Raw genomic sequence first — 1,780 nt, forward strand, 5'->3', positions numbered from 1 at the left:
ACCGGGTGGGCGGTGCCGCAGACCTGCCCGGCTGGTGCGTCCGGGCTGGAGCCGGTGGTGTGGATCGGCTCGCCGAGTCGGGTCCATCGGGCCGGTGCCGGCCAGGCGTCGGTCAGCTCGACCGGGCGGCGGGGCAGGGGCAGGCCGCACCGCTGCGCGGCGTGCTCGACTGCGGCGGGCATCGGCGCGAACCCGGCGAAGATCCGCTGCCGCGGGTTGTCGCTGCTGGCCTGCAGGAATACCCGGGCGGCGCGCAGCAGCGGCCGGGCGGGGCGGGGAATGTGGAACATCACCTGGTGGGCCGGGTACGGCCCGCGCCGCGGCCGCGGTGCGATGAGCGCGAGCGTCGGTGGGGCGAGTGCGTCGAGGCGCAGTGTGCGCAGGCTGGGCAGGCTGAGCCCGGTGAACAGGGCCAGCGCGACACCGGCGGCCAGGACCGGGTGGGCGACGTGTGCGCGGATCCGGGCGGCGACGTCGGCGGTGAGCGGGGTGGTGGTCAGGCCGGGTCCGTCGGCGGTGGCGAGGTTGGGCAGGGCCAGCCAGCTGCCGTGCAGCAGGAACCCGGCCTGGGCGCCGCGCAGCAGGGCGGTGGTGTGCTGGCGGGTGGGGCTGTCCTGGACGAGTTCGGTGAGGAAGCGCTGCAGCCGCGGGTCGGTCGGCGGATCGTGCGGGCCGGGTCGGTCGCGGTGAGCCAGCCAGCGGCAGGCCGCGTCGAGGCCGCGGCCGTAGAGGTCGTCGACGCGGGCGAAGACGTGCAGCGGGTGGCGCCGGTACACGTCGGCTCGGTAGTGCAGGACCTGCCCGGTGGGCAGCCGGCCAGGCAGAGCCGGGAACTCGCGCTGCCCGGCCGGCGAGGCCGCGGCCCGGCCCGGCGGCGGGTTGTCCCGGCCGGGCAGCACGGCCAGGTCCTCGAGGACCTCGTGCGCAACGCCGGCGAGGGCGGTCCGCAGGTGGGCCGGGACGGTGCGGGTGTGGCAGACCAGGCGCAGCGCCGCGCGGCTGGCCCGGGACAGCCCGAGCAGGCGCGCCCAGCCGGTCGCGGTGAGCCGGTGTGCCCGGAGCACCACCAGCTCGGTCACCCCGGCGGCATGGCACCACGCCGCGGCCGCGCGCCAGGCCGGGCCAGCACCGCCGAGCCGCTCAGCGGCGAACTGCTGGACCGGCACGCCGAGCGCGGCGAGCACGTCGTGGGCAAGGCCGGCGTCCCCGCGGCTGCCCGGCGTCGGGTGGACCACGACGCGGCCGGCCGCCGGGTCGTGGCGCGAGAGGAGCGCCGCGGTGACCGCGGCGTCGTCGGCGGGGTCGAGCAGCACGTCGACGCGGCCCTGCACGGGCCCGTCCCACACCCAGGGCGCGGCCTGGTCAGGCATCGTGGCCGCCGAGGCGGCTGAACACCCACTGCAGGACCGCGGCATCCGGACGGGGCTGGCCGAGCCGGTCCAGCGCGGTCACCACGTGCGCGGTGAGTTTCGCCCAGGCACGGAAGTTGCCGTGCCCGGCGTGGACGTCGGCGTGGGCGAGCAGCTCCGGGTCAGCATCGGCCCACACCGGGTGGTAGACGGGGATGACGTCGAGGACCTGCTCGCGGCTCATGCGCCGGAACTCCTGCCACACGTACACCCGCGAGGAGAGCATCGGCTCGCGGCGCAGCACGCGGTAGCAGTCCCCGCCGCCGACGAACACGATCGCGATGTCGGTGCGCCGGTCGTCCCACAGGTGCCGCCAGAACTCGAAGCACTCCCGCGACAGCCACTGCGCCTCGTCGCACACCAGCACCCGC

At 76.9% G+C, this 1,780-nt stretch carries 2 protein-coding genes; both read right to left on the minus strand.

What is annotated here, in order from left to right:
- Positions 1–1,370 (minus strand): hypothetical protein (locus tag IEZ31_RS11995; RefSeq protein WP_190249884.1); only part of this gene is annotated, 1,370 nt, incomplete at its 3' end.
- Positions 1,363–1,780: AAA family ATPase (locus IEZ31_RS56525; RefSeq protein WP_229834780.1), on the minus strand; the 418-nt coding region annotated here is incomplete at its 5' end. The genes IEZ31_RS11995 and IEZ31_RS56525, both read right to left, overlap by 8 nt.

It is taken from the genome of Dactylosporangium sucinum (assembly GCF_014647515.1).
In the GTDB taxonomy this organism is placed as follows: Bacteria; Actinomycetota; Actinomycetes; order Mycobacteriales; family Micromonosporaceae; genus Dactylosporangium; species Dactylosporangium sucinum.